Origin of the sequence: Zoogloea sp. (genome assembly GCF_017302315.1) — a bacterium.
In the GTDB taxonomy this organism is placed as follows: domain Bacteria; phylum Pseudomonadota; class Gammaproteobacteria; order Burkholderiales; family Rhodocyclaceae; genus Zoogloea.
The window spans coordinates 1-18,255 of the sequence record NZ_JAFLDT010000029.1 but is presented as its reverse complement, the minus strand read 5'-3'; the positions used below and the strand labels follow the sequence as shown (position 1 = coordinate 18,255).

Sequence of the window (18,255 nt, the reverse complement as noted above, 5' to 3'; positions counted from 1 at the left end):
TTTTCATGCACTGGTGCAGTGCAGCACGCACCGCTTTGGGACATCGCTGGAGATCAACAGCCCAGAATCCGCAACCACCAAGAAATTCGGGGCGGAAGCGGCACTGCGCTTCCGCCCCGAATCAAGGCATTCCCTGAATAAATCTATCTCTTTCAGAGTAGCAGGCTCGCCATATCCACCACATCCCGCGCCACATCGGCCAGCTTGCGCCCCCGCTCCATGGCAAGCTTGCGCAGGGCGTGATACGCCGCTTCCTCATCAAGACCGCGCGCCTTCATGAGCAGCCCCTTCGCCTTGTCCACCACGATGCGCTCGGTGAGCTTGCGGTTCGCGTCATCCAGCTCGGCGCGCAGGGTCTGGAACTCCTCGAACTGGGCGATGGCCACCTCGACCAATGAATCGAGGCGCTCGGCACTCACGGAATCAACAACATACGACGAAACACCGGCCTTTACCGCACGACGGATCATCGCCGAATCGGTGTCCTGGGAGAACAACAGCACCGGGCGCGGACAATCCCGGTTCATCGTTGCCAGGTGTTCGAGGGTGTCGCGGCTGGGGGAATCGGCCTGGATGAAAATGACGTCCGGCTTGGTTGCCAGCACTTGGTCGGAGAGATCGAGGGCGCTCGTCAGCACGGCAGCCACCTGGTGGCCGGCCAGGGCCAGGGCCGCGCACACATCGGCAGCCCGCTCACGGGACGAATCGACAACGAGAACTCGGAGCATGGGGGCAGGACCTCAAAGACACGTGCACTCATAAAGCACGAAGCACGCCAGGGAGCCCCTCGCCTCCCGGATCGTCATCCGGCCCCCAGCCCGCAATCCAGCATGAGCACCGACACGTCGTCCGCCGCCGGATGCCCTGCCAGGTGGCGGTTCAACGCCTGACGCAAACCCTTCAGCCGGTTGGGCCGCTGCGTGGCATTGAACACCTTCTCGAGGCCGGCGCGTCCAAATGGCCGGCCATCGGCGCTCTCCGCCTCGGTGAGGCCATCCGAGCAGAGTACGAGCTGCCCGGGGGCATCCCAGTGAAGGGGTTCGCAGGCCACACCCGCCTGGGCGGACGGCAGGATGCCAAGGGGCAACTGGCGGGAGATGAAGCTCTGCCGCACCTGCCCATCATCATCGACGAACAGCACATCGGGCACCCCTCCCACCCAGATCTGCCCCGCCGGCTGGCTTGCGTCCAGACGCACCAGCGCCGACGCCACAAAATGCCCCGGCGGCAACAGGCCGCACAGCAGGTCGTTGAGTTCGATCACCAGCACCTCAAGCGGCGCGTTGCGGGCGGCACCCCGATAGAATGCGCCCAGGGCGGGCAGCACGCTCATGGCGGCCGCAAGCCCGTGGCCGGTGGCGTCCGCCAGCATGGCGTACAGCGCGTTGTCAGCCGAGCGCGCCACCGCCACCACGTCACCCGAGAAGTTGCGTGCCGGCAGCACCGCGTACTGGACCGCCTTGTCGTGCAACCAGTCAGACCGGATCTGCCGCTCCATGATGTTCATGGCCAGCGCCTGCTCCCGCTCGGACTCGTCGTGATAGCGCTGCAGGCGGGTCGCGTCCTCTGCCAGCTTGCGCTGGATGCGGCGGGATTCCGACACATCGCGGATCACACCGATGAACATGCGGCGGTTGGGCATGTGCAGATCGGACACCCCCAGCTCGACGGGGAAGACCGTTCCGTCCTTGCGTACCGCCTCCAGCTCACGGATCTGGCCGATGATCTGTTTCTGGCCCGTGTCCAGAAAACGCCGCACATATCCGTCATGGGCGTCGGCGTGGGGGCCGGGCATGAGCATGCGCAGGTTCTGCCCGACCATTTCGGCCGCGCTGTAGCCAAAGATCTTGCACATGGCCCGATTCACCGAAAGGATGGTGCCATCCACATCGGCCGAGACAATGCCGTCGATCACGCCGTTGGCCACCGCCCGCACCTGCTCCAGAGAGCTGGACAGACGCCGCTGCATTTCGAGCAGGCGCCGGAGCGCCTTGAAACGCGCCGAGAACACGGGAAAGGACAGGGGCTTGGCAAGGTAGTCGTCGGCGCCGACATCGAGGCCATGGACGATGTCACCCTCTCCACTGAGGGCGGAGAGGATGATGATGGGAACCCAGTGGTCGCCGGCAATCGCCCGGATCTGCCGGATGGCCTCGAAACCATCCATGCGCGGCATCATCAGATCCATCAATACGACATCCGGCGATTCACGACGGAAAATGTCCACGGCTTCAACGCCATCGCTCGCGAACAACGGAACACAGTCCAGATGGGCAAGGAAGGCGGCGACGATGGTGCGGTTGGAGGCAATGTCATCGGCGATGAGCACCCTCAGTATCTTCTCAGCCATCGACAGCCCCCAACCTGAAGAGGCGCAGGCGCCACGGGCCGCTCACCCGCACATTTCGCTTCGCAGGGGCAGTCTTCATGATGCGTGCCGCTCCGGCTTGGCCACCGTCACCACCACCTGGTTCCCCGGGGGCAGGTAGGTCAGGCTGGCAAACGATAGCTGCCGGGACAAGGCAATCCCCCGGCCATTTGGCGCGAAGGCCCGTTCCGGATCGAAATCCAGAAAGCGCCGCCAGTCAAAGCCCGGCCCATCGTCATGGATCTCGAAGATCCAGCGGGAATCGTCCCCCCGCACCCGCAAGCGCACGGACTTGCCGCGGTTTTCGTCCAGGGCCAGGCGACGGGCCACCTCTTCCTCCCAGCGATCGGCCTCGCGAAGGCGGCTCTTCTCGGCAAAATCGATGCCCAGGTTGCCATGCTCGACGCCATTGACCAGCAGCTCGGACAGCCCCATGGCCAGGGTCTCCGGCTGGGCACCGAGGAGCGCAACGAAGGACGCCAGGGCCCTGGCCTCTACGAGGGTGCGGATGGAAAAAGAGCCTTCCGTGAGGCAGGCCAGGGCATGCTCGTGATCCGCCAGACTAGCCTTGAGCTCCCGACGAACGCGCATGTCATCCAGCGCCGAGCGGATGATGGTCTGCAGGGCTTCGCCCTCAAAGGGCTTGGTGAGGTAGTAGAAGGCGCCCGCTGCCAGGCCCTCGCGTACTTGCTCGGGCGAAGTGGCCGCAGTCTGCATGATCACCGGGATGGACCGAAGGCGGTCGTCCGCCTTGATCTTTTTCAGCAGCATGATGCCGTCCATGCCCGGCATCATGCGATCCAGGAGCACGAGATCGAAGCCACTGTCGGAACGGCTCAACTCAACCCAGGCCGCCTCGCCCGACTCCACCATGACCAGGTCAAAGTCCATCTCGTCCAGGTACTCGGCAACGATATCCAGATTGAAAGGCTCGTCATCGACAACCAGTATGCTTACTTTGCTCATTCAGGCTTCCTTATACTCGACAAGCGCCCTGCAGCCGGGCGACGGGGTGTCGCCCAGCGGCAAAGTGATGGTGAATTCAACGCCGCCGGCAGGATTGGCGCGGGCGGTGATTGTGCCCTTGTGGGCAGTAACGATTTCCTGGCAGATGGCCAGTCCAAGGCCCGTCCCGCCCGCACCGGTACGGGTCCGGCTGCTCTGAACGAACTTGTCGAAGACGGCTTCGAGTTCGGCCGGCGGGATGCCGATACCTTCATCGGAAACCACCAGCGCCACACCGGGCAAACCGCCGGCCAAGCTGCAGTTGTTGAGACTCACGTGAATGCCTTTGCCCTCCGGCGTGAACTTGGAGGCATTGGCCAGGAGGTTGCGAACCACCTGGCCAATGCGCACCGCATCCACCGTCGGAGCGGGAATACCTGCGGCAACCTGGAATACCAGCTTCTGGTGACGCGACTGGAAAAGCGCGTCGAATTCGCTCAGGGCGTCGCCCACCAGTTGCTCAAGCCGCACCGGCGCCAGGTTGAGCACCATGCGCCCCGCCTCGAGCTTGGAAAGGTCGAGAAGATCGTTCAGCAGGGTGAGAAGCCGCTCGCCACTGACACGGATGCGATGGAAGTAACTGCGCAGCTTCTCATGCCCGGCCTGGGCCACCCGGGTTTCGCCAAGCCGGGCGTAGCTCAGCACGCCATGCATGGGGGTGCGCAATTCGTGGGACATGTTGGCCAGAAATACCGACTTGGCTTCATTGGCGGCTTCGGCGGCCTCCTTGGCCAGTTGCAGGTCGCGGGTGCGGGCAGCCACTAGGGAGGACAGGTTGAGATTGTGGTCCAGAATCTGGCTTTCCCGCGCCTTGGCCTCATCGATATCCGTGTGGGTACCGATCATGCGCAGGGGCCGGCCATCCGGGCCGCGCTCCACCACCAGGCCACGGGCCAGGATCCACTTGTAATGGCCGTCCTTGCAGCGCATGCGGATCTCGTGGGTGAATCCGGGGGAGTCCCCCCGCAAATGGGCATCCTGCGCAGCAACGGCAGCGCCCAGATCATCGGGATGCACCCGCAGCCCCCATTCATCGATGGTGTCGGAGATCTCGCCGGGCTGAAAGCCCAGCATGGTGATCCAGCGCGGGGAGCGATAGACGTGGCCGGTGACGATGTTCCAGTCCCACACGCCGTCGCCCGCCCCATCCAGGGCAAACTGCCAGCGCGCCTCGCTCTCCCGCAGGGCCGACTCTGCCTGCTGACGTTCGGTGACGTCCCGGATCACCGCGAGACTTCCACCTGTGCGGACCGCCTGGAAGCGCGCCTCGAAGTGACGCTCAGTCTCACCCCTGCGCGACGCATATTCGATGCGCTGCAGGCTGCCGCTGCGCGACGCCGCCAGGGCTGCCGTTGCAAAGCGTCTCGCCATCTCGGGCGACAATGCCGCGTCGAGACGGCGCCCGAGAAAGCTCTCGGGAGGCATGCTCAGGGCGTCATCCGAGGGCGCGTGGTAACGCACGATGTGCATCTCGCCATCAAGCTGGAAAAGCATGTCCGGGATGGCGGCAATCAGGGACTCGTTGGTCGCATGGGCTTCCTGGATGGCTTTCTGCTCGGCCTTGCGGGCCGTCACATCCTCGACGATCACCCACCGGGCCGCATCACTGCCCCCCACCATGGTGGTCGTGACCACCACTGAAACCCGGTGCCCCAGCTTGTGGATGAGTTCGGTTTCATAGGCTCGGGTGGGCGCCCCCAGGCAGGCCTCCACCACCGCCCGGGCGTCCCGGCCAGCGAATTCCGAAGGATGCAGGGGCGGACAGGCATCGCCGCACAGTTCGCTCTCGGTGTAGCCCGTGATGGCACAGAAGGCCGAGTTGGCCTGGCGATAGCGTCCGGCCGCATCCACCAGGGCCATGCCCAGGGAGGCGTGGCGGTACAAGGTGTCGAGCTTGGCATGGGAGTCGATGACCGCCTGCTGGGCACGCCGCAGTTCGGTCACATCGGAAGCCGCGCCGGCGGTCCGCAACGGACGCCCGGCGGCGTCGAACTCCGTCTTGCCCGCCAATTGGAACCACCCCTCGCTACCATCGATCCGGCGGATGGGGATGACGCAAAGAAGCGGCCCCCTGCCCGTAACATGAAGCCGGAAGGCCCGCAGGAACTCGCGCCGCGCCGGCCGCGCCATGGAACGCAAGAGGCCCCTCAGGTCGCGTGGCAGCCCCCCATCCGGATAGCCCAACAGCCGGTCACAGCGGGGAGACAGGAACACCCCGGGCCACCCGGCCCGCCACTCCCAGATGCCCTCATCCGTCGCTGACGCCGCAAGCTCGAAGCGCTTCTCGCTGTCCCGCAGCTCCCCGGTCATCCGCTCGGCGATGGCGAGCGCACGTTTCTGGCGGTCGGCCAGGCTGGTCACAAGAATGGCGAGAAGGATGCTGATCGCCCCGCCCCCGAGGGCTGCCAGCGTCGACGGCACCACCGAGCCCGTATTCGGGGCCGTCAGGGACACCTCCCAAACCCGATCCCCAAAGTGCAGCCTGCGGGTCTGGCTTGCGCCCCCACCGTCAGCAAGTTCGAAGGCGTAGACGTCCAGCACCGGATCCCCGCTGACGTCCACAACGCGCAATCCATACCCCGGTATCGCCGCCTGGCGCAGCGTGTCGAACATCCGGACGATATTGACGCCGATCACGATCAGGCTGTCCCTACCGTGCCCGGCGCCCGTCATCAGATCATCCGTCGTGCGCGCGATTCGATAGACGAGCACGCCCCTGACGGGTCTGTCCCGATCATTGACCATCAGCGAGACAGGCGGACTCATCGCCATCCGGCCGGTGCGGATAGCCACGTCCATGGTCTGGCGCCGCAACGGTTCGGAGTAGCCGTCGTATCCGATGACCCCTGCCGTCAGGGAGTTCAACGGCCAGAAGTAGCTGACCGGGTAGGCGTAGGGCCCCCGGGTGCGATCAGGTACGGGATAGATGCGGACGTCGCGGCCGTGGCTCGCGCTCAACAGGGCTTCAATCGGCGCCAAGCGCTCCAGCTCGACCCGCCGGGCCAGGGCGATGCCGGCCACTTCGGGCAAGGCCTCAGCCGGCCGCAGGCCCGAGACATAGGTCTCGAACTCGCTCCTCTCGACCATGTGCTGGGCGTCGAACAGCCCCGCCAAGCCGCGCAGGATCAGGTCAACCTTGCCAAGGCGATCGGTCAGTTGCTGCTCGAGGCGATCGGCTGCCACCCGTTGGACTGCCCGCTCGAGTTCTTCCTCGTGGGCATGGAGCCGGTGCCAGCCCATGGCGGTGATCACCGTGCCCGCCAGCAGGACGGCGGCGAACCACTGCCATCGCCCGCCCGGCAGACTGCCGGGCCGCGAAAGACCAGACCCACGAAATCGGAAAATGGACGCGCTCATCACCGGGGGTGAACGGCGCGCGCCGGAGAAGCTTGAGGGGCCAGGATGAGCCCGGCCGCCTCAAGGCATGAAGATCACCCGCAGGCCGGACCGTCCTTGACGCCAAACTTGCGCAGGATGTTCTCCAGCGGGCAGAAGCGGGTGAATCCGCTCTGAAGCAGATTGGCTCCAACAAAGGCCGTGAACCACAAGAACCTGCTGCTCACAAAGCACGGGCTGCCCTCCACCCCGAGGGCCAGGGAGATGAGCACGAAGGAGCCAGCAAAGACCCGGACGAACTGATTGACGCTGAGACTCATGAAGATTCTCCCTGAAGGGCGGCAACGCGTTTGTGCATGGCCGCGAAGTAAAGCACGGGGATGACGACCAGGGTCAGCAGGGTGGACACCAGCACGCCGAAGATCAGGCTGATGGCCAGGCCATTGAAGATCGGATCGTCGAGGATGAAGATGGCCCCGATCATCGCCGCCAGGCCGGTCAGACCGATGGGCTTGGCACGCACCGCCGCCGCATGGATGGTGGCCTCGGCGAGGGCCGTGCCGGCCCGCACCTGCTGATCGATGAAGTCCACCAGCAGGATGGAGTTGCGCACGATGATGCCGGCCAGGGCAATCATGCCGATCATGCTGGTGGCCGTGAACTGGCTGCCCAGCAGGGCGTGGCCCGGCATCACCCCGATGATGGTGAGGGGAATCGGCGCCATGATGATCAACGGCACCAGGTAGCTGCGAAACTGGGCCACCACCAGCACGTAGATCAGCACCAGGCCCACCGCATAGGCCGCGCCCATGTCGCGGAAGGTCTCGTAGGTGATCTGCCACTCGCCGTCCCACTTGATGGCATAGGCCGTGTAGGGATCATCCGGCTGATGGATGAACCACTCATCCAGCGTACCGGCCAGGCGCGACCCTGTCAGGCGCATGTCCTTGCGCCGGCTGCGGATGTCGAACATGCCGTAGAGAGGCGAATCCAGCTTGCCGCCCATGTCGCCGGTCACGTACACCACCGGCAGCAGATCCTTGTGATAGACCACCTGTTCCCGGGTGGCGGGCAGCACGTCCACAAGCTCCGACACCGGCACCAGCGTTCCGGCCGCCTCGGCGGCGCGGGCGCGCACCTTCATCTGCAGGATCTGTCCGACCGATGACAACTGCTCCGGCGGCAGGCTGAGGCGCACCGGGATCTCGTACTTGTTGTCGCCCCCATGAACAGGCGTCACGTTCTCGCCGCCCAGGCCCAGACGCACCACCTCGACGATGTCGGCCTGGGCCACACCCAGCCGGGCGGCCTTGGCCTGATTGACGCGCAGCACCAGCTTAGGGGCTTCCTCGTCCACGGTGTCGTCCACACCGACGATGTCCGGCGTGGCCTCGAAGGCCTGGCGCACCTGCCGCGCCACGGCCACCTGGCCGGCGTAGTCGGGGCCATACACCTCGGCCACGATGGGCGACAGCACCGGCGGGCCCGGGGGCACTTCGACCACCTTGGCATTGCCGCCGTGCTTCTTCGCGATGGCTGCCACCATATCGCGCACCGAGATCGCCACCTCGTGGCTCTTGCGGCTGCGCTGGTGCTTGTCCACCAGGTTCACCTGGATGTCGCCCATCTCCGGCTGGGCGCGCAGGTAGTACTGGCGCACCAGGCCATTGAAGTTGATGGGGGCCGCGGTGCCCGCGTAGGTCTGGAAGTCGGTCACCTCATCGACGCCGGCCAGCGCCTCGCCGATCTCCCGCAGGGCTTCGGCGGTCCGTTCCACCGGCGTACCGACGGGCATATCGAGCACCACCTGGAACTCGCTCTTGTTGTCGAAGGGCAGCATCTTGAGCACCACCAGCTGCACCACGGCCAGGGACACCGACAGCACGATGGCCAGCACCACCCCAAACCACAACTTCGCCCGGGCCCGACCGCCTCTCACGGGGTCGAGCAGTGGCGTCATGAGACGGCGGAAAAAGCCTTCGAGGCGCGCCGTGATGCGATCAGGCACATGTTCGGTGCTATGGCCATGCCCCCCCTTCATCAGCTTGCCCGCCAGCCAGGGGGTGACCACGAAGGCCACGGCCAGGGAGATGAACATACCCATGGACGAGTTGATGGGGATGGGGCTCATGTAGGGCCCCATCAGCCCACTCACGAAGGCCATCGGCAAGAGCGCCGCGATCACCGTGAAGGTGGCCAGGATGGTCGGCCCGCCCACCTCGTCCACCGCCCGGGGGATCAGCTCCCACAGGGGCTTGCCGGGCTCCAGGGTCTGCCAGCGGTGGATGTTCTCCACCACCACGATGGCGTCGTCCACCAGGATGCCGATGGAGAAGATCAGGGCGAACAGGCTGACCCGGTTGAGGGTGAAGCCCCAGGCCCAGGAGGCGAACAGGGTTGCGGCGAGGGTCAGGGTCACCGCCGCGCCGACGATCACCGCCTCGCGCCGGCCCAGGGCCAGCAGCACCAGCAACACCACCGCCGAGGTGGCGAACACCAGCTTGCCGATCAGCTTGTCAGCCTTCTCGGTGGCGGTGGCACCATAGTTGCGGGTCACGCTCACCTCGACGCCCTCGGGCACCACGCTGCCCTTCAGGGCCTCGATGCGCCGGATCACCCCGTTGGCCACGTCCGCCGCGTTCTCGCCCGGTTTCTTGGAAATGGACAGGGTCACCGCCGGAAAGCGTTCACCCGCAGCCTCCGCACCGACCGAACCCTTGCCCAGCCCGTGCCAGACAAAGCGCGACGGCTGGTCAGGCCCGTCCACAACACGGGCCACGTCGGCCACCGTAACCGGCTTGCCGCCGGACACGCCGATCACCAGGCGCTTCACGTCGTCGGCGCTGGCGATGTAGGTGCCTGTCTGCACCAGCACCTCCTGCCCCTCCGCGGTCAGGGTGCCGCTGGGCTGGGAGGCATTGGCCAGCAGCAGGGCACCTTTCAGATCCTGGGGGGTGACGCCGAAGCCGTTCATCCGGCCCGGGTCCATCAGCACCCGCAGCACGTGGCCCGGGCCGCCGATGGTGCTCACGTCGCGGGTGCCGCGCACGCGCTTGAGCTCCATTTCCACGGCACGCCCCACCTGCTGCAGTTCGAAGGCCGAGCGCGCCGGATCGCGGGTCCAGAGAGTGAGGGCGACGATGGGCACATCGTCGATGCCCTTCGGCTTGATGATCGGCTCACCCAAGCCGAGCTGGGGGGAGATCCAGTCCTGGTGGCTGTGGATGGTGTCGTAGAGGCGTACCAGGGCGTCCTGGTTCTTCACCCCGACCTTGAACTGCACGGTGATGATGGCCATGCCCGGGCGGGACACGGAGTACACGTGATCCATGCCGGCGATGCGCGACAGCACCTGCTCGGCCGGGCGGGCCACCAGGGCCTCCACGTCCTTCGCCGAAGCGCCGGGGAAGGCCACCATCACGTCGGCCATGGTGACGTCGATCTGGGGTTCCTCCTCCTTCGGCGTGATCAGCGTGGCAAACACGCCGAGCAGCATCAGGACCAGGGCCAGCAGGGGGGTGAGCGCGTTACGCTGGAACAGCGCCGCGATACGTCCGGAAATGCCCATGATTCAGCGCTTCTGACGCAGGAGGCCGGCACGCACCGGGTCCAGGGCGATCACTTCGCCTCCCGACAGACCCGCCAGCACCTCGACGGAGCCATCGGCCAGCACTGTGCCGACACGCACCTGGCGCAAGCTGAAGCCGCCCTTGCCATCCGCCACGTACACACCGGTCACCTCACCACGACGCAACACCGCCGCCGCCGGCACCGACACGCGGGAAGGGGCGTCGCCCCCAGTCAGAAAATGCACCCGGGCGGCCATGCCCGGCACCACACCTGCAGCGTCGGCCGGCAGATTGACGCGGACGCGGGCGGTATGGGTACGCGGATCGGCCGAGGGCAGAACGGTGATCCCACTTCCATCGAACCAGCGCCCACTCTCGGGAAATTCGATTTTCGCCCGCAGACCGGGCTTGCCCAGATCCGCCAGACGCGACTGGGGCACATCGGCCACGGCACGCAGGCCGCCGGGCTCGTGGATGATCAGCAGGGGCCGGCCAGGCTGGGCCATCTCGCCCACCTCGGCCAGGCGCTGGGCCACTACGCCGGACAGGGGCGCCGTCACCGTTGCGAAACCCCGCGTGGTGTCCACCTGCGCACGCCCCGCCTCGGCAGCCTTGTGCTGGGCTGCAGCCGTATCAAAGGCGGCCTGGGCCTGATCCACCGCACTCGCGCTGACAAAGTTACGCGCCTTCAGGCTACGCGCCCGCTCCAGGGCCAGCCGCGCATCCTCCACCCGTGCCCGCGCCGCTGCCACGTTGGCACCGGCCGCAGCCACCGCCTGGTCGGCTTCGCGGGTATCAATGCGCATCAACACATCGCCCTGGCGTACCCGGGCGCCCGCATCGACGCGGGTTTCGAGTACCCGACCCTGCACCTGGGCAGCCACGGTGGCCTGACGGACCGCCTCGATGGTCGCCTCGGCCGCGTAGGTCTGTGCCAGCGCATGGGGCTTGAGCTGGACCGTAGGCACCGGGGAACCGGCCCCATCGGCGGAGGCGGGCACGGAGAAGACAAGGAACACGCCGGCAAGGAGTGCTCCAGCATGGAGAACAGGGTATCGACTCATAATATAAGAATACACTTATATTATGAGTCGTCAAGATTAGGGGTCGAGTCCGAACCGCGCAGTCGATGCATTCACATGCGCTCAGGCCCTGCGACGCACCACGCCCTCCACGCAGCGGCCGCCATCGAGAAACACCAGATCCGGAAAGGCCAGCATCCGCGCGATGGCGATGCCCCGGCCATGGGGCTCGACCGAGCGGGCCGGATCGAGTTCAAGGTAGGGGCCGGGGTCGAAACCCAGCCCCTGATCACGAATCAGAAAACGGACTTCCCGCGGGCGGCACTCCACTCTCAGGTAGGCGAAGCGCGCAGCATGCTCGGGCAGACCGAGCAGGCGCTCCAATTCATTGCGCCAGGCCCCCAAGGCCATGAGCTGCCCCTTGCGTGCGAATCCAAGCCCCAGGTTGCCGTGTTCGATGGCATTGCACATCAGTTCCGACAGCGCGATCTGGGCGCTCTCCGGATCGGGGCACAATCCGGCCGCCAGTTGCGACAGGCCGGAAACATCCTCCAGAGTACGGAAAGGGAAGCAGCCCCCCGACGGCGCCAGCACCTCGCCCCCCGGCAACATCATCGCCGCCATCAGGGTGGGCGTCTCAACGGGCTTCACGGCAAAACCCGCCACGCCGGACACGAGCCCGAGTTCGATGGTCGGCAAGTCTTCCACCTCAACGAGCATGGTCACGGCCACGCCACTACGGCGCAGACCAGCCAGCAGCCCTGCCGCGACGGCGGTGGGAACCGCGTCCAGCAGCACTCTCCCCACGCCAGGTCGGCCCGAGGCAAGACGCACACGCGCCTCCTCCGTCCCCAGGCACTCACACACGAAGCCCGCCGTCGCCAGACTGCGCTCCAGCGCCGCCACCGATTGCCCGTTGTCGCCGACCACCCACACCCGCCCCGTCATCGACGGCAGGAAATTAGCTTGACCCGAATGAAACATGAAAGACTCAGACTCCTGCGGAGAATGCCGCCATGGCTCGGACAACGCCCTCGTCCTCCCCCACCGCAGCAAGCAACTCGATGCTACACCCCGGGTGACGTGCCCGAGCCGCCTCGATCAGCGCCGGCACATCCCGCTTCAAATGCCCCCCTTGGGCCAGGAAGAGGGGCACCACCCGGAGTTGCGTCACACCCGAGGCCGCAGCGGCCTCCACCGCAGCCCCCAGAGTGGGCTCCATGAACTCGAGAAATGCGACCTGGACCCGCACATCCGGGCGCAGTCGCTGCACTTCCGCCGCAACCCGCATGGCCGGACCGGCCCATTCCGGATCCCGCGCCCCGTGGGCAAACAGCACAATGGCCTCTTGCGGCATTTTCATCTCCCTGTCTCACGCCCGGCAGAAGGAGCGAAGGCTCCGTCTGCACTGCAGCCTTTCCCGAAAGGAAGAGACCACCCGAACGAATTTGCAATAAGCTTTGCGAGATCTTAATCCGGGGCCGGGCTGGCTCTCGCGCAATTCCCCCGCGCCCCCGGACTTCCTGCAACCATCCGTGAAATAGTCCATGCCATGCTGCATTTAGTTCGCCAGGCCCCTTTACTCCTTGTGATTGCCGGCCTTTGCCCACTTCCCGGCCATGCAGAATTTCGCCCCTCGGCCGTGCCCGGTGGCGTGGTCGCCCTCACCGTCGCCCCTGCCAACACCCCTCGCCCGGTGGTCCGCTTCGGCGGCCGGCCGGTGCTCCTGCAGCACGGCGCGGAAGGCTGGCAAGCGGTGGTCGGACTGCCCCTCGACACCCCCCCGGGCGAGCACACCGTCGAGATCGGCCCCGAGGCACGGCATCTGGCCTTTCAGGTGAAAACCAAGGCCTACCCTGAACAGCGCCTGACCGTCAAAAACCCGAAAATGGTCACCCCCGACCCGGAAGACCTGGACCGCATCGCCGCCGAACGGGAACGCCAGCTCCAGGTGCGCAGCCAGTTCCGGGAAGTGCCGGTGGCCCGCACCGATCTCGATCTGCCGACCGCCGGCCGCCTGTCCAGCCGCTTCGGCCTGCGCCGGGTATTCAATGGCGAACCCCGCGCCCCCCACACCGGCCTCGACGTGGCCGCCCCCGCCGGTGCGCCCATCCGCGCCCCGGCGGACGGCGTGGTGAGCCTGGTGGACGATCTCTATTTCAACGGAAAAACGGTGTTCGTGGACCACGGCCAGGGCTTCGTGAGCATGGTCTGCCACCTCAGCCAGACCCGCGTCGAGGTCGGCCAGACGGTGCGCCGGGGGGAACTGCTCGGTCTGGTCGGCAACACCGGCCGGGCCACCGGCCCGCACCTGCACTGGAGCGTTTATCTCAACGGCGCAGCCGTCGATCCGGCCCTCTTCATCGGGCCGACACCGGACCCGAAACCAGCCCGTTGATCACCCGGGCTGCGGCAAACATACCCACGCAGGCGGTCACCGTGACCACCGAGCCGAAGCCGGCGCAGTTGAGGCCGGCCGGCCCCGGCGCCCCGGCGGCGCCTGCCGCCACATCGCAGGCAGCCTCCGGCGCCGGGTAGCGCAGGGGTTCGGTGGAGAACACCGCCTCCACGCCGAACTTCTTCTTCGGATCACGGGTAAAGCCGTGGGCCTTGCGCAACTGCCCGCGCACCTTGGCAAGCAGGGGATCCTGGAGCGTCCGGGCCAGGTCATCCACGCGGATCTGCGTCGGGTCGATCTGCCCGCCCGCTGCCCCGCAGGTCACCAGGGGCAGGCCCTGCTCCCGGGCCACCGCAATCATCGCCACCTTCACCCGCACCGCATCGATGGCGTCTACCACGTAATCGAAGCCCCCCGCCAGCAGCTGCCCGGCGTTATCCACGGTCACGAAATCATCCACCACCGCCACCTGGCAGGCCGGGTTGTAGCCGGCGATGCGCTCGCGCATGGCCTCCACCTTGGCCTGCCCCAGGGTGGCGTCAGCGGCATGGATCTGCCGGTTGATGTTGGACTCGGCCACGTGATCCAGGTCGATCAGGGTCAGCCGGCCCACGCCGGTACGGGCCAGCGCCTCCACCGCCCATGACCCGACACCACCGATCCCCACCACGCACACATGCGCCCCGGCCAGCCGGGCTCGCCCCGCATCGCCATACAGGCGGGCAATGCCGCCAAAACGGCGCGAGTCGTCGGGAAGGTTCAGGTCGGCGGAGTCCATGGCAGTCCAGCAGCAGTCGAGGCGCGCAAATATAACCGAGCAGGCGATAATCGGCCCCATCCGATCCCTCCTGCCCCCGCCATGGCCCGCTACCCTTACATCCTCTTCGACCTCGACGGCACCCTCATCGACTCCGCCCCGGCCATCCTCGCCAGCTTCCGCGAGGCCTTCGCCCACACCGGCATCACGCCGGTGCGCAGCATCGACGAGAGCATCATCGGCCCACCACTGCTGGAAACCCTGCAGCTCCTTTCGGGCAGCCAGGACGCGGCCCTGACCGGCCGCCTCGCCGACGCCTTCAAGGCCAGCTACGACACCGAGGGCTACAAGGCCACCGCCGCCTACGCCGGTGCCGGCGCCCTGCTTGCCAGCCTGGCGGATGCCGGCCTGAGCCTGTCCATTGCCACCAACAAGCGCATTCACCCCACCCGTCTGATCCTCGAACACCTGGGCTGGAGCGCCCACTTCGCCCACGTCTACGCCCTCGACCTGTTCTCCCCGCGCCTGCCCGACAAGGCCGCCATGATCGGCCGCCTGCTGGCCGACCAGGCCATCCCCAAGGACAAAGCCATCTACATCGGTGACCGCAGCGAAGACGGCGAATCCGCCGACGCCAACGGCCTGCCCTTCATCGCCGTCACCTGGGGCTACGGCAGCATCCAGCCCACCGAGATGGCCGCCCACTGGCGCCGCGCCGCCTCGCCCGGGGCCTTGGGCCAGGCATTGCTGACGGACTGAGCAAGGGTCTTCAACCCTGTCATTACCGTGTTGGATGGGCTGCTGCTGGATTGTCGTCTGGCGTTGCTGCCACTGAGTGATGAGCAGAAACTGGGTAGCAGGCGCTTTGCTCATTGGACACAATGCCGACAAGGTGTCTTATCCGGCATGTACTCTGCCGTGGCAGCCAAACGTCAAGGTATGGAGTTGCTGCCTCCCGCTTACGTTACGACATAAGTCGAGGCACATGCTCATTTGCATCACCGCTGTGTTTGTGGTTCTTGGTGGGAATTCAATGAACGCGAGGCACACGTAATTGCTGAGCATGAAGCCCACTCAACGTTTTCAGCTCATTTCGAAAAAGCGTCTTAGCTATATGCACTCTAACCCGGCGCTAAACCTTGCTCCCTTCGGTCGCTGGACGCTGCGCGATAAAGCCGCGCAGTGCCAGTGACCTCCACGTTAAGCACCGGAAAGAAGCGTATGAGCGTATCCGTAAGTCTCAATGAACTGCTCGCTGCGTATGAGTGGGTTAGCAGCGGAGAGGCAGCCGCGCTTGACTGCGAAGCCTATGTCGGTCGAAACACGGGGTCGATACACTGGCGCGGTGAAGGCATCGACGAAAAACTTCCGGAAGATATCGAAGACGGTAGCCTGTACATCGCTGTCCCACAGAAGAGCGAGTTCGATTTAGGTCGCTCCCTCGCCATTCGCTTTGTGGAAGAGCATCTTCCCCAGCACCAAGAAGCGGTCCATGGTCTCTTCCGCAAGAAGGGCGCATACGCACATTTCAAGTCTCTGCTTGCGCGCGCGGGCCAAATCGACGCCTGGCACGAGTACGAAAGGGTTGCGAAAGAAAATGCGTTGCGCCAGTGGTGCGAAGAAAATGGGTTTGAACTCGTGGCGTAGTTGGCAGCAGCCCGCTTTCCCCAGCTTCCATCCCTGTGCGACACTGCAGGCGCTTCCTTCACCCCACTTTCATATCCATCCGGCCATGACCACTACATCCTCACGTAGCCTGCTCACCCTCGGGGTGCTGGCCGGCGCCCTTGCCCTCATCCCCCCCGACGCAGACGCCCGCCGCTTTGGCGGTGGCCGCAGCATCGGCATGAGCCACAGCACGCCCGCGCCTGTGCATGTGCCCCACCACGACACCCACTACGACAGCCATGTCACCGCGCCCACCCCCACTCTCCACTACCAGACCCCTCTACCATCCGCCGAAACCCGCTTCCGCAGCACCAACTATGGTTCGGATGTGACCCACACGGTCCTGCGTTCAACATCCCTCGGCATTGCACGGCGCCCCCGTCCGTCCGAGCAGGCCGCTCCGGCAGCCTATTCGCCCGGTGAGTCCGGCACCAGCGAGGACGCCCTGCGGGTCATTGAAGCAAGCCGACAGAGCGAGGCCCAGCGCCAGGAGAGCAGCGTACGCGCCCAGCGCGTCGCCGATCCGCGTTTTGCCCGCATCACCGACAACGTGGCCCCCTCACGCCCCTGCGAGTTCAAGCCCGTGATGAGCGACGATGACTACATCGTCTGCGGCGCCAACCCACCGAGCTTCCCCGCCAGCCGCTGACGCGTTGCCCTGGCGGAAATACCCCCCTTTCCCCCTCCTGTTCTGCCCTAAGCCCGGCACCTGCCACGCATAACATCGGCGCCATATTCCCCTGGAGCGCCGATGAAAGCCGTGATCCTCGCGGGTGGCCTGGGCACCCGCATCAGCGAAGAGACCGTCAACCGCCCGAAGCCCATGATCGGCATCGGCGGACGACCCATTCTCTGGCACATCATGAAGATCTATTCCAGCCACGGCATCCACGACTTCGTGATCTGCTGCGGCTACATGGGCTACGTGATCAAGGAGTACTTCGCCAACTACTTCCTGCACATGTCGGACGTCACCTTCGACATGACCCACAACCGCATGGAAATCCACGAACGCCACGCCGAACCCTGGCGCGTGACCCTGGTGGATACTGGCGACACCACCCAGACCGGAGGCCGCCTGGGGCGGGTACGCCAGTACCTGGAAGACGAAGAAGCCTTCTGCTTCACCTACGGCGACGGCGTGGCCGACATCGACATCAGCGCCGAACTGGCCTTCCATCGCAAGCACGGCAAGCTGGCCACCGTCGCCGCCGTGCAGCCCCCCGGGCGCTTCGGCTCCCTGGAACTGAAGGGCGACGCCGTCAGCGCCTTTGTCGAGAAACCCCTGGGCGATGGCGGCTTCATCAACGGCGGCTTCTTCGTGCTGTCGCCCAAGGTGCTCAATCTGATCGAGGGTGACCAGACCATCTTCGAGGGGCCGGTGATCGGCCGCTTGATCGCCGACGGGCAACTCTGCGCCTTCGAGCACACCGGCTTCTGGCGGCCCATGGACACCCTGCGCGACAAGACCGTCCTGGAAGACCTGTGGACCAGCGGCAACGCCCCATGGAAGACCTGGTGAATCCGGCCTTCTGGCGGGGCCGGCGGGTCTTCCTCACCGGTCACACCGGCTTCAAGGGCAGCTGGCTGAGCCTGTGGCTGCAGTCCATGGGAGCGGAAGTGCATGGCTACGCCCTGGCCCCGGAAACCACCCCGGCCCTCTTCGAGGTGGCCGACGTGGCCCGCGGCATGCACTCCACCCTGGGCGACGTGCGCGACTACGCCGCCCTGCACGCCACCATGGCCGCAGCACGGCCGGAGATCGTCCTCCACCTGGCCGCCCAGCCCCTGGTGCCCCTGTCCTATGTGACGCCGGTGGACACCTTCGCCACCAACGTCATGGGCACGGTGCACCTGCTCGAAGCCTGCCGCCGGGTGCCCGGCATTCGGGCGGTGGTGGTGGTGAGCAGCGACAAGTGCTACGAGAACCGCGAGCAGCCGCAGGGCTACCGGGAAAGCGACCCCATGGGCGGCCACGACCCCTACTCCGCCAGCAAGGGCTGCACCGAGCTGGTCGTCGCCTCCTACCGCCGGTCCTTCCTGGCCGCCAGCGGCATCCCCGTGGCCAGCGCCCGCGCCGGCAACGTGATTGGCGGGGGCGACTGGACCCCCAGCCGGCTGGTGCCCGACGT

Annotated in this window: 16 protein-coding genes; 6 read left to right on the top strand and 10 right to left on the bottom strand. The window is 66.0% G+C overall.

Annotated features, from left to right (window positions below; translation table 11 throughout):
• Positions 1-152: 152 nt before the first annotated feature.
• The 9 genes from J0L98_RS10555 to J0L98_RS10515 all read right to left on the bottom strand — a co-directional run bounded on the left by J0L98_RS10555 (position 153) and on the right by J0L98_RS10515 (position 12,657).
• On the bottom strand, positions 153-728 hold the full coding sequence (locus J0L98_RS10555; RefSeq protein WP_296411764.1) for an ANTAR domain-containing protein: 576 nt from the start codon (positions 726-728) through the stop codon (positions 153-155).
• Between the two features lie 74 nt (positions 729-802).
• On the bottom strand, positions 803-2,350 hold the full coding sequence (locus tag J0L98_RS10550) for a SpoIIE family protein phosphatase (RefSeq protein ID WP_296411763.1): 1,548 nt from the start codon (positions 2,348-2,350) through the stop codon (positions 803-805).
• 75 nt (positions 2,351-2,425) lie between these two features.
• Complete coding sequence (locus J0L98_RS10545; protein ID WP_296411761.1) at positions 2,426-3,334, bottom strand: response regulator; 909 nt, start codon at positions 3,332-3,334, stop codon at positions 2,426-2,428.
• The gene (locus J0L98_RS10540) at positions 3,335-6,730 is read right to left on the bottom strand and encodes a PAS domain-containing protein (protein WP_296411760.1); all 3,396 of its coding nucleotides are present in this window, start codon (positions 6,728-6,730) and stop codon (positions 3,335-3,337) included. It abuts the gene before it with no gap.
• A 74-nt stretch (positions 6,731-6,804) separates the two neighbouring features.
• Positions 6,805-7,029: a DUF2892 domain-containing protein gene (locus tag J0L98_RS10535; protein ID WP_296411758.1), complete on the bottom strand. Its 225-nt coding sequence runs from the start codon at positions 7,027-7,029 to the stop codon at positions 6,805-6,807.
• The gene (locus tag J0L98_RS10530) at positions 7,026-10,277 is read right to left on the bottom strand and encodes an efflux RND transporter permease subunit (RefSeq protein ID WP_296411757.1); all 3,252 of its coding nucleotides are present in this window, start codon (positions 10,275-10,277) and stop codon (positions 7,026-7,028) included. Before J0L98_RS10530 ends, J0L98_RS10535 begins: the two co-directional genes overlap by 4 nt.
• A gap of 3 nt (positions 10,278-10,280) precedes the next feature.
• Positions 10,281-11,342: an efflux RND transporter periplasmic adaptor subunit gene (locus tag J0L98_RS10525; protein WP_296411755.1), complete on the bottom strand. Its 1,062-nt coding sequence runs from the start codon at positions 11,340-11,342 to the stop codon at positions 10,281-10,283.
• Between the two features lie 81 nt (positions 11,343-11,423).
• The gene (locus tag J0L98_RS10520; RefSeq protein WP_296411754.1) at positions 11,424-12,284 is read right to left on the bottom strand and encodes an ATP-binding protein; all 861 of its coding nucleotides are present in this window, start codon (positions 12,282-12,284) and stop codon (positions 11,424-11,426) included.
• Positions 12,285-12,291: 7 nt separating this feature from the next.
• Positions 12,292-12,657, bottom strand: a complete 366-nt coding sequence (locus J0L98_RS10515) for a CbiX/SirB N-terminal domain-containing protein (RefSeq protein WP_296411789.1) — start codon at positions 12,655-12,657, stop codon at positions 12,292-12,294.
• A gap of 285 nt (positions 12,658-12,942) precedes the next feature.
• Between J0L98_RS10515 and J0L98_RS10510 the strand changes: the two genes are divergently transcribed.
• Positions 12,943-13,698, top strand: a complete 756-nt coding sequence (locus tag J0L98_RS10510) for a peptidoglycan DD-metalloendopeptidase family protein (protein ID WP_296411753.1) — start codon at positions 12,943-12,945, stop codon at positions 13,696-13,698.
• On the opposite strand, the gene tcdA is transcribed toward J0L98_RS10510, so the two are convergent.
• Positions 13,661-14,476: a tRNA cyclic N6-threonylcarbamoyladenosine(37) synthase TcdA gene (gene tcdA / locus J0L98_RS10505; protein WP_296411752.1), complete on the bottom strand. Its 816-nt coding sequence runs from the start codon at positions 14,474-14,476 to the stop codon at positions 13,661-13,663. The two genes, J0L98_RS10510 and tcdA, sit on opposite strands and share 38 nt — an antisense overlap.
• Positions 14,477-14,557: 81 nt before the next feature.
• On the opposite strand from tcdA, the gene J0L98_RS10500 reads away from it, so the two are divergent.
• The 5 genes from J0L98_RS10500 to rfbG all read left to right on the top strand — a co-directional run.
• Positions 14,558-15,214: an HAD hydrolase-like protein gene (locus J0L98_RS10500; protein WP_296411751.1), complete on the top strand. Its 657-nt coding sequence runs from the start codon at positions 14,558-14,560 to the stop codon at positions 15,212-15,214.
• A 462-nt stretch (positions 15,215-15,676) separates the two neighbouring features.
• Positions 15,677-16,102 (top strand): hypothetical protein, encoded by a 426-nt coding sequence (locus tag J0L98_RS10495; protein WP_296411750.1) that lies wholly within the window; start codon positions 15,677-15,679, stop codon positions 16,100-16,102.
• Between the two features lie 85 nt (positions 16,103-16,187).
• A complete protein-coding gene (locus J0L98_RS10490; protein ID WP_296411749.1) occupies positions 16,188-16,772 on the top strand; it encodes a hypothetical protein in 585 nt (194 codons plus the stop codon).
• A 102-nt stretch (positions 16,773-16,874) separates the two neighbouring features.
• On the top strand, positions 16,875-17,645 hold the full coding sequence (gene rfbF, locus J0L98_RS10485) for a glucose-1-phosphate cytidylyltransferase (RefSeq protein ID WP_296411748.1): 771 nt from the start codon (positions 16,875-16,877) through the stop codon (positions 17,643-17,645).
• Positions 17,630-18,255, top strand: a 626-nt coding sequence (gene rfbG, locus J0L98_RS10480) for a CDP-glucose 4,6-dehydratase (protein ID WP_296411747.1), incomplete at its 3' end; no start/stop codon positions are given. The genes rfbF and rfbG, both read left to right, overlap by 16 nt.

Bases quoted from the DNA above. Each gene is read 5' to 3' on its own strand.
- J0L98_RS10500 (WP_296411751.1), top strand. From the start codon at position 14,558: ATGGCCCGCTACCCTTACATCCTCTTCGACCTCGACGGCACCCTCATC.
- J0L98_RS10530 (WP_296411757.1), bottom strand. From the start codon at position 10,277: ATGGGCATTTCCGGACGTATCGCGGCGCTGTTCCAGCGTAACGCGCTC.
- J0L98_RS10525 (WP_296411755.1), bottom strand. From the start codon at position 11,342: ATGAGTCGATACCCTGTTCTCCATGCTGGAGCACTCCTTGCCGGCGTG.
- J0L98_RS10540 (WP_296411760.1), bottom strand. From the start codon at position 6,730: ATGAGCGCGTCCATTTTCCGATTTCGTGGGTCTGGTCTTTCGCGGCCC.
- J0L98_RS10520 (WP_296411754.1), bottom strand. From the start codon at position 12,284: ATGTTTCATTCGGGTCAAGCTAATTTCCTGCCGTCGATGACGGGGCGG.
- J0L98_RS10515 (WP_296411789.1), bottom strand. From the start codon at position 12,657: ATGCCGCAAGAGGCCATTGTGCTGTTTGCCCACGGGGCGCGGGATCCG.
- J0L98_RS10545 (WP_296411761.1), bottom strand. From the start codon at position 3,334: ATGAGCAAAGTAAGCATACTGGTTGTCGATGACGAGCCTTTCAATCTG.
- J0L98_RS10490 (WP_296411749.1), top strand. From the start codon at position 16,188: ATGACCACTACATCCTCACGTAGCCTGCTCACCCTCGGGGTGCTGGCC.
- rfbF (WP_296411748.1), top strand. From the start codon at position 16,875: ATGAAAGCCGTGATCCTCGCGGGTGGCCTGGGCACCCGCATCAGCGAA.
- J0L98_RS10495 (WP_296411750.1), top strand. From the start codon at position 15,677: ATGAGCGTATCCGTAAGTCTCAATGAACTGCTCGCTGCGTATGAGTGG.
- tcdA (WP_296411752.1), bottom strand. From the start codon at position 14,476: ATGGACTCCGCCGACCTGAACCTTCCCGACGACTCGCGCCGTTTTGGC.
- J0L98_RS10555 (WP_296411764.1), bottom strand. From the start codon at position 728: ATGCTCCGAGTTCTCGTTGTCGATTCGTCCCGTGAGCGGGCTGCCGAT.
- J0L98_RS10535 (WP_296411758.1), bottom strand. From the start codon at position 7,029: ATGAGTCTCAGCGTCAATCAGTTCGTCCGGGTCTTTGCTGGCTCCTTC.
- J0L98_RS10550 (WP_296411763.1), bottom strand. From the start codon at position 2,350: ATGGCTGAGAAGATACTGAGGGTGCTCATCGCCGATGACATTGCCTCC.